Source organism: Mesorhizobium loti CJ3sym, from assembly GCF_000472785.1.
GTDB lineage: Bacteria > Pseudomonadota > Alphaproteobacteria > Rhizobiales > Rhizobiaceae > Mesorhizobium > Mesorhizobium loti_E.
The window spans coordinates 23,376-30,765 of sequence record NZ_AXAL01000046.1 but is presented as its reverse complement, the minus strand read 5'-3'; the positions used below and the strand labels follow the sequence as shown (position 1 = coordinate 30,765).

At 58.8% G+C, this 7,390-nt stretch carries 11 protein-coding genes and 4 pseudogenes; 10 read left to right on the top strand and 5 right to left on the bottom strand.

Annotation, left to right across the window (positions count from 1 at the left end):
* Positions 1-230 (bottom strand): annotated as a pseudogene (locus A3A9_RS41575) (transposase); the annotation flags it as partial.
* Positions 231-1,029: 799 nt separating this feature from the next.
* Between A3A9_RS41575 and A3A9_RS43520 the strand changes: the two are divergent.
* The gene (locus A3A9_RS43520) at positions 1,030-1,248 is read left to right on the top strand and encodes a transposase (RefSeq protein WP_082222386.1); all 219 of its coding nucleotides are present in this window, start codon (positions 1,030-1,032) and stop codon (positions 1,246-1,248) included.
* 110 nt (positions 1,249-1,358) lie between these two features.
* Positions 1,359-1,589 (top strand): annotated as a pseudogene (locus A3A9_RS46120) (transposase); the annotation flags it as partial.
* 9 nt (positions 1,590-1,598) lie between these two features.
* On the opposite strand, the pseudogene A3A9_RS46115 reads toward A3A9_RS46120, so the two are convergent.
* Positions 1,599-1,730 (bottom strand): annotated as a pseudogene (locus A3A9_RS46115) (VOC family protein); the annotation flags it as partial.
* 167 nt (positions 1,731-1,897) lie between these two features.
* A complete protein-coding gene (locus A3A9_RS0135045; RefSeq protein WP_027062662.1) occupies positions 1,898-2,095 on the bottom strand; it encodes a hypothetical protein in 198 nt (65 codons plus the stop codon).
* A gap of 55 nt (positions 2,096-2,150) precedes the next feature.
* Between A3A9_RS0135045 and A3A9_RS44570 the strand changes: the two genes are divergently transcribed.
* From A3A9_RS44570 to A3A9_RS46655, 8 genes and pseudogenes are all read left to right on the top strand, one after another.
* Complete coding sequence (locus tag A3A9_RS44570) at positions 2,151-2,312, top strand: glycosyl hydrolase 108 family protein (protein WP_152536276.1); 162 nt, start codon at positions 2,151-2,153, stop codon at positions 2,310-2,312.
* A complete protein-coding gene (locus tag A3A9_RS44565; protein ID WP_152536275.1) occupies positions 2,309-2,632 on the top strand; it encodes a putative peptidoglycan-binding domain-containing protein in 324 nt (107 codons plus the stop codon). The genes A3A9_RS44570 and A3A9_RS44565 overlap by 4 nt, the downstream gene beginning before the upstream one ends.
* Before the next feature lie 25 nt (positions 2,633-2,657).
* Positions 2,658-3,077: a hypothetical protein gene (locus A3A9_RS44560; protein WP_027062661.1), complete on the top strand. Its 420-nt coding sequence runs from the start codon at positions 2,658-2,660 to the stop codon at positions 3,075-3,077.
* Between the two features lie 30 nt (positions 3,078-3,107).
* Entirely contained in the window at positions 3,108-3,317 is a 210-nt protein-coding gene (locus A3A9_RS40575) for a hypothetical protein (protein WP_152536274.1), read from the top strand.
* A gap of 370 nt (positions 3,318-3,687) precedes the next feature.
* The gene (locus A3A9_RS40570; RefSeq protein WP_082222384.1) at positions 3,688-4,302 is read left to right on the top strand and encodes a hypothetical protein; all 615 of its coding nucleotides are present in this window, start codon (positions 3,688-3,690) and stop codon (positions 4,300-4,302) included.
* An 817-nt stretch (positions 4,303-5,119) separates the two neighbouring features.
* Entirely contained in the window at positions 5,120-5,281 is a 162-nt protein-coding gene (locus tag A3A9_RS46435; protein ID WP_343286152.1) for a hypothetical protein, read from the top strand.
* Positions 5,278-5,862, top strand: coding sequence for a hypothetical protein (locus tag A3A9_RS41565; RefSeq protein ID WP_343286153.1), 585 nt, complete (start codon positions 5,278-5,280; stop codon positions 5,860-5,862). Before A3A9_RS46435 ends, A3A9_RS41565 begins: the two co-directional genes overlap by 4 nt.
* A gap of 134 nt (positions 5,863-5,996) precedes the next feature.
* Positions 5,997-6,341 (top strand): annotated as a pseudogene (locus A3A9_RS46655) (hypothetical protein); the annotation flags it as partial.
* On the opposite strand, the gene A3A9_RS46365 reads toward A3A9_RS46655, so the two are convergent.
* Positions 6,330-6,500: a hypothetical protein gene (locus A3A9_RS46365; RefSeq protein ID WP_275451228.1), complete on the bottom strand. Its 171-nt coding sequence runs from the start codon at positions 6,498-6,500 to the stop codon at positions 6,330-6,332. The pseudogene A3A9_RS46655 and the gene A3A9_RS46365 overlap by 12 nt on opposite strands.
* Before the next feature lie 138 nt (positions 6,501-6,638).
* Positions 6,639-7,091 carry a cupin domain-containing protein gene (locus A3A9_RS0134990; protein ID WP_027062657.1) on the bottom strand — a complete coding sequence of 151 codons (453 nt, stop codon included), beginning with the start codon at positions 7,089-7,091 and terminating at the stop codon, positions 6,639-6,641.
* Positions 7,092-7,390: the final 299 nt, after the last annotated feature.

Genomic DNA, 7,390 nt, shown 5'->3' with positions numbered 1-7,390 from the left:
CGCGATCGAGCGTCAGGTCGGCAACGATCTTCTTCAGGCGCCCATTCTCATCTTCCAGCGCCTTGAGCCGACGCATCTCATCGGGCAGCAAGCCAGCATACTTCTTACGCCAGTTGATACGTCGCCTGGCTGATCCCGGCCTTGCGGCAGATCTCCGCCACGGTCACACCGTCATCNCCCTGCTTCAAAATGAACGCCTTCTGCGCGTCCGAAAACTTCGATGCTTTCATCGTCTCCGCTCCTTCTCCCAGCCAGGAAAATACAGCGAAAAACTCTAACCAAAAACGATCCAGTTATCGGGGATCAGAGCAACGGGAGGTTCATACCTCCGGCATTCGCCACAGATTGCTCCAGCAAAACGAGATCGACGTGTTGCGCCCCCATTCGTCAAGTATGGGCGCGCCGCCGTAATCGGCAATCCTTCCAACAACTTACGCACAGGAATCACATGTCATGAAGACGCGCCTCAGCGCGGCGCCATCGAGCGCCCAAACCAGACCAGGCCCTCCTAGACGCGATGGAAAACGCCGTAATCCTCCACTGCGACAGCCGGCCATATCGAAACGCTCCGCGGTTATGGCTTCAGCGATCCAATCACGGTCAGCCTGCTTGCAGGCGTGCAGACCCTTATCCGCAGAATGCCCAGTGGCGTGGGCTTTGGACTTTATGCCCTTTGTCGCTTTCGGATCTGGCTTTTGCAGCCAAGCTTCCTTGCCGTAGCCAAGCATCTCCATAGCCATTTGCTCATCACAGGACGCCTGCGCACGGTCTATTGACCTTTGCCGCCGATCGCGTCGGTCCTCGCTCCTTCGCTGCGGCGAAGAGATCAAACCGGCGTTGGCTGCATACGACAAAACGTCGGCCACGAGAACAGTGGCGGCCCTGCGGCAAGCCAAAACACTGGGGTATGCGTGACCTGAATGGTGGACCGGCTCGGTCTGCTTGAATTGAAACATTAGGTCCGGACCCAATAACCGGATTCCCATTTCGCCCGATCGTGATTCAGTGCCTCGACGAGGAGGCGGTGGAATGGCGGATTTCTTCTGGTTTTCCGATACGCAGTGGGCCCGGATCGAGCCAGTGCTTCCAACCGATGTGCGGGGCATGCCGCGCGTGGATGACCGCGTGTTGAGCGGCATCGTTCGTGCGGTTCGTAGCGGTGGCCGTTGGGCCGACTGTGCCGATGTCTACGGCCCGAAGAAGACGCTGTACAACAGGTTCGTTCGCTGGTCTGAGCGCGGGATCTGAGAGAGCATCTTCAGCGCACTGGCGGGAGCGGGAGATGCGCCGGACAGGCTCTTCATCGACAGCAGCTGCATCAAGGTCCACCGCTGAGCGGGCGGCGGAAAAGGGGGGCCTTGGCTCATGGTATTTGCCGCACGAAAGGCGGACGAAACACCAAACTCCACGCCGTCTGCGACGAGAAGGGGCGACCCTGCGTCCTGCTCCTGACGCCGGGAAACGTTCGCGATTGCAAGGTCGCCAAGCTCTGCATCGAGATGATGCCGCCATCTGCCGAGCTTGTCGCTGACAAGGGCTATGATAGCCAAGCGCTACGTGAGTGGCTGGTCGAACGCGGCACCGAGCCCGTCATACCGCCCCGTAAGAACCGCAAGGTCAACAATTCTGTCGCCAGGGAGGCGAAGCACTTTGAAACCAAAGTGCTTTTCGTAGAAGGCGACCGTCCCTTCTACGTCGCGGGCGTAAAGAATAAGCCGGTTTAGCGCCAAGGACATTGCGTCTGCACCCTCAAAACCCATCGGCCATTAGACTAAAATTACGGTCGCCACTTGATAGATTTTCCCGCGCGGCGACGCGCTACGACCAAAACGCCGACGACCTTCTTGCCGCGATCTGCGTCGCAGCGACCATCAGCTACGAGTTATGAGTCCGGACCCTAATCAACGACCCGAAACGCGCTGGATTTTCCACCGGCCGCGTTCCTAACTCGGATCCAAGGTTTCCCCGGAGCCTTGCCCGGCATCAGCGGCTTCGGGATGGTCTTCACCACCGCATGAACGGGGCTCTGCGCAGCAACCGAAACGGTGCGCACGACTTTCCGACCATTCATCAGATCAATCCGAAAGCTTTCCATCTGCTCGCTCCTCGCTGCCGAAAGTAACACTTCGTCTAAAAAGAATGACTAACAAATGGCTGTTTCGCGTGAAAAGGGGGCGCTTGCCCGCCTGCTTGCGCACGAAGGCGGCTATTCGAACCATCCAAGCGACCCTGGCGGCCCGACCATGAAAGGCGTCACACAGCGCGTCTATGACGGCTATCGCAGGGCAGGGGCCTCGCCACCCGGTCGGTGAAGGGCATCACCACCGAGAGATCAACGCCATCTACGATCACCAGTATTTGGGACGCGGTGCAGGGTGATGCACTGCCCGCCTGCGTCGATTACGTGCTCTTTGACGGCGCGGTGAATTCAGGCCCCATCCGGCCTATCATGTGGCTTCAGCAGGCGCTGCGACCCGCACGCACCGGCGGCATTGATGGCGTGCTTGGCATGGGCACGCTGGCGGCGCTGAAGGCCGAGAAGGCCAACGACGCGCTGATCGACCGCATCTGCAACTCGCGCATGGCCTTCCTGAAGCATCTGAGCACGTCAACGCGCGCATGGCCTTCCTGAAGCATCTGAGCACGTCAACGCGCGCATGGCCTTCCTGAAGCATCTGAGCACGTTCGGCACCTTCGGCAACGGCTGGAGCGCGCGCGTGCGGGAGGTTCGCGCAATAGGCCAGGCATGGGCAACCGGTCAGGTACCGCAGGCGGCCAACTTTTATGACGGCGGGCAGGCGAAGGCGTTCGTCGAAGACGCCGACACCCCGCCCCTCGACTGCGCCAGCCGACGCGGCGATGGGCGCCGGCCTCGGCGGCGGCGGTGTAGCGGCACGCTACAGGATCTGCAAAACCAGCTCTCGCCGATGTCCTACGGCAGCGAGTTCATCATGAAGGTGGTCTTGATCCTGGCGGTCATCAGCGCCGTGCTGCTGATCGGCGGCGCCGGCTATCGCTGGTACGCCAACCGGAAGGCCAAGCGCCTGGCGGCTGCGCTTGGCGCGGTGCCGGCATGATTTTGCTCATCACCTGCCTTGTCGACCGGCTTGGCGTCGCGCCTGGTCGGCGGCATCATCGGCTGGGCGGTCATCGCCCTAGTCGCGTCGGGTGCGGCACTCGGCGGTTACGAAATCATCAAACATTGGGGCGCCGACGAACTCCGCGCCAAGATCGAAAAGGAGAACACCGATGCGATACGCAAAGGCATTGATGCCAGCTGGAATTTTGATGAACGCAAGGTGCCGCCGGCGGGCTGAAAAGTCTTGCGTGGAAAAGGTCGAGGCGCTCCGACGGAGCGCGCGGTCAACGCTAAACGAGCAGATAGATCGCAACGCCGGCGACTGCCAGCAGCATAACTGCCAGCGTGATCATGGATCGGTCCCATTCCATAAGCGGAAGCTTATATTTAGGTGTCTCGCCGCGCAACGGGCGACATCCAGTAGATGAAGCGCGAAATTTTGGCTTGGCCTACAACTCAAATCAACCCAGAGTTTAGGGAAGGGTTGATGGGCTAGTTGCCCTGTCCCGAAGAAAGCACCTACGTTAAGAACCCTAATAGGACTCCCTGTCCTTATTACTGTGCAGCCAATCAATGGCTGGTGAAGCAAAGAAAACAGGGAGAGTACCATGAATTCTTTCGTGAAGACCTTCGCCAGAACTCTGGCCAGCAGTGCATTCGTTATAGCAATTTCTCTTCCTGCAACGGCAGGCGGGATCGGCGTCGGTGCCGGGGCTTCGGTCGGCGGAGCCGGCGGGGTTAACGCTGGTGTTGGCGCGTCGATTGGCGGAAGTGGTGGCGTGAGTGCTGGCGCGGGAGCCTCGGTCGGTGGTGCCGGTGGTGTAAATGCTGGTGCGGGCGCCAATGTCGGTGGCTCGAACGGCGTTAGCGCCGGGCTTGGCGCTTCGGTGGGCGGCAGCAATGGTGTCAATGCAGGCCTGGGCGCCAACGTCGGTGGTACCGGCGGTGTCACTGCCGGACTTGGCGCTACCGTTGGTGGGACAGGCGGTGTTGGCGTTGGCGTCGGCGTCGGGATCGGCGGCACTAATCCCAGCAACCCGTCCAATCCCTCGAATCCCAGCAACCCGAGCACCCCCACTCAACCAGGCATGACACGCACTGTTGCCCAGATGTCGGGTACCCAGCTGGCGAGGATGAAGAAGCGTTGTGCGGACGTTCTCAGCAGCGAGGGCACCTATGATCGCGACTTGCGCCAGCTCTGCCTGCTCATCGCTCGCCGATAGGCTCTACGCAGGGCTTAGCAGCACTCTCCAAAGGCCTGCGTAAAGGCCCGCTGCCGAAAGGTGGCGGGCTTTTCATTTTAGCGACTGCTTGCTAAGCGTTGGGTGAGGGATTCAGTTCAAGAAGGGGATACGATGAAAAAGACCTATCAGAAGCCGGTACTGACGAAGCGCGAGAAGCTTAGCGCGGTCGTCGCGGTTTGCGTCTCGAACTGCGCCACCTGATCTAAGTTTGTTTATAAAACAAAGCCCGCTGGCTCCGGCCGGCGGGTTTCTATTTGCTCCTTCGGAATTCGATGACCTGAGTGGTTTCCTTGGGCTCAAGAGGTTCATGGCCCGGCTCTTCATGCCCAAACACCTGCCGCAAGTCCCGCTAGTCGACCTTCTGTCAGCAATTTGGGCAGTTGTAGAAATGGCCTTCCTCACGGATCAGATCGTCGCCGTGAAGGATGCCGAGAATGGGTGGGACAAGGTCGGATAGCTTAGTCATCGCCCGACTAGAGATTGTAACTGTATTTGAAAACGTGTCCTTGCTGTTCGTCAGTGACCCGAATCCAAATAGGCTCGCTTGTGCGCAAGGTGACGTCCCGCTCTGTTGCTTCTCTAGCGGCCCTGAGCGGCGTAGTAGCATGGACGACGTGAGTAGCCGTGACGGTTTCGCCGTCCATTTCCTCGACGTGGTATTTCGGCAAGTGGGACTCCTGAAAATTTGATCCCGGTCCAACGTCCGACGCCCTCGCTTTGTTGCAAGGCCGCGAGTTTCAAGATTTGGGACCATTTAAGCGCATGCTAATTGAATCGCGTTTTCGTGAGTCAGTTCATGCGTTTGAAGTTCGTCGAGCCTCTGCTCCCGACCCTTGTCGAAAAGCATCCCGAAGGCGACGAATGGGTTCATGAGATCAAGTTCCACGGCTACCGCTCCCAGATTATTATCGACCATGACGTGCGCATCTTCACCGCAACGGCCATAACTGGACGCTGAAATACCGCAACCTGGTCGGCGCTTCAAAACGGCCGGGTGTCAAGAGTGCCATCATCGATGGTGAAATCGTCGTTCTCAACGAGGCCGACCTGTCTGACTTCGCAGCGCTGCGCACGGCGATCACGCGGCGGGAGAGAGACCTATACTTCGTCGCGTTCGACCTCCTGCGTCTTAATGGGCACGATCTGTACGACATAGCACTGGAGGACCGCCGCGATATTCTGGATGGCCTAATCGAACCTGGTGACCATATCCAGTTTAGCAGGCCCATGCCAGGCGATGCCAAATCGATCTTCCACCTGATCGACGAAGCCGACATCGAGGGCATGGTTTCCAAGCGCCGCGACAGCAAACATCGCAGCGGCCGGTCGACGAACTGGCTCAAGATCAAAACCTACGCGGTCGAGGAGTGTGATCTGCTCGGCGTCGAGCGCGAAATGGGCAAGCACGCCTTTGCACTGAAAGCCGATCGTGCCATGGGCAAATATGTTGGCTCGGCCTTCATCAATCCAGCCGTGCCATCCGCGAGCGGCTGTGGAAGCGCGTCTAGAACCCTGCCGGGCCGGCGCCGAAGGGCATGAAGCGACCGGCGACACAGTGGGTCAAGCCGGGCTGATTGGGCGCGTGAAGCGCTTGCGCGGCGAGGAGAATTTGCGGCACGCTTCGCTGCAGGATTTCCGGGAGGAATGACGCATTGCATGCGTAAGGGGGATGAATGTCAAGATTGACGGATTGGATGCGCGCTCGTGGGTTGCTCGGACCGAAAGTCGCGCTCCCTCATTTTGTTACGCTGGGCCCGTACTCGCATGGCGTTCATAGCGGATCTTTTTTGTTCCTTTCGGAAGAATCCTCAGTCAGGATTGGCGCCTTCTGCGCCATTGCCGCCGAAGTCCGCTTCATTTGTCACGCCGACCACCCAACAGAAACGGCCTCGAATTTTGGATTGCAAGACCAGATCCTCAAAACCAAAACGACTATGGAATACCTTAGGACAAAAGGTCCAATCATCCTGGGCAACGACGTTTGGGTAGGCGTGCGGGCAACCATCCTATCTGGCGTCACCATCGGCGATGGCGCCGTTGTTGCGGCTTGCAGTGTCGTCACCAAGGATGTTGAGCCCTACGCGATCGTGGCCGGCAACCCAGCACGGCTCGTAAGACACCGCTTCTCGGCGGATACCATCGCGGCCATGCAGAAAATCCAGGTGGGACTGGCCCATCGAGCGCATCAAGCAGGAGAAGTCCGCCTTCGACCTGCCCGCAAAGGAATTCGTTCGCCGGTTCAGCTAGCTACGTGCGCTGTCCGGTCTCGGGACAGCGCACCTTTGACCCTGCTGCCTATTGTGGGCAACGGCGGATCATTTCTTGCTCGGGTCATCCGCCGGATTGACATATGTAATCGCAAACGGACCTTCGCCGTGCACCTGAACGATCGTCGCGCTGGTGGTCCAGGCAAAGTGGTTCATCTGAGCCAGTGCAACGCCAAAGCCGCCCGCCGTCAGGTGCATGCCCTTTGCCTCATCAAGCTTGTCGCCTATGCCAATGTTAAAATCCCCGGACAGCACCGTGACATATTCCGACGTCGGATGGTTGTGAGCGGGAATCTTGTAGTTGGCTGGCATCTGCAACCTAAGAACATAAATGCCGTCTTTCGACGGGTCTCCGGCGATGACCGCCATTTTAGCGCCTGCAGGGAGAAATGGCGGAACCGGACCCCATTTGATCGCGTCGGCATTAACCGGCATATCGTCGGCGAGAACCGGCGCCGTGCTGACCAGCAGGAGCAATACGGCCGATGTGAATTTGAACATGTGAACTCTCCATTGTGAATTACCAGGCAAATTGGCCAGGAAAGTTGTTGATCCATTGGCTTGGTGCCGCGGATACATCTGGATTGAAGCTCTCCTCGACACCGCTGCTAAAGCACACTCGCCGATAGCGCGACGTGGGAGTTAGCGTGGGACCGATCGTGGGAACGTGAACGCTCCAAATCCAGCGAGGGCACGAGCGAGCCGATGGTGTTCGTTGCTGTGTCAAAACGGCTGGAAGTCAGCGTGAGGGAGCCGGTTGACTCGTTCGCAATCCGTTCCCATTTTGGTCTTCCATAGCG

What these genes read in the sequence shown, in the direction of transcription:
- A3A9_RS43520 (WP_082222386.1), top strand. Translation starts at nt 1,030, where the DNA reads ATGGCGGATTTCTTCTGGTTTTCCGATACGCAGTGGGCCCGGATCGAG.
- A3A9_RS0135045 (WP_027062662.1), bottom strand. Translation starts at nt 2,095, where the DNA reads ATGGAAAGCTTTCGGATTGATCTGATGAATGGTCGGAAAGTCGTGCGC.
- A3A9_RS44570 (WP_152536276.1), top strand. Translation starts at nt 2,151, where the DNA reads ATGGCTGTTTCGCGTGAAAAGGGGGCGCTTGCCCGCCTGCTTGCGCAC.
- A3A9_RS44560 (WP_027062661.1), top strand. Translation starts at nt 2,658, where the DNA reads ATGGCCTTCCTGAAGCATCTGAGCACGTTCGGCACCTTCGGCAACGGC.
- A3A9_RS40570 (WP_082222384.1), top strand. Translation starts at nt 3,688, where the DNA reads ATGAATTCTTTCGTGAAGACCTTCGCCAGAACTCTGGCCAGCAGTGCA.
- A3A9_RS46435 (WP_343286152.1), top strand. Translation starts at nt 5,120, where the DNA reads ATGCGTTTGAAGTTCGTCGAGCCTCTGCTCCCGACCCTTGTCGAAAAG.
- A3A9_RS46365 (WP_275451228.1), bottom strand. Translation starts at nt 6,500, where the DNA reads ATGGGCCAGTCCCACCTGGATTTTCTGCATGGCCGCGATGGTATCCGC.
- A3A9_RS0134990 (WP_027062657.1), bottom strand. Translation starts at nt 7,091, where the DNA reads ATGTTCAAATTCACATCGGCCGTATTGCTCCTGCTGGTCAGCACGGCG.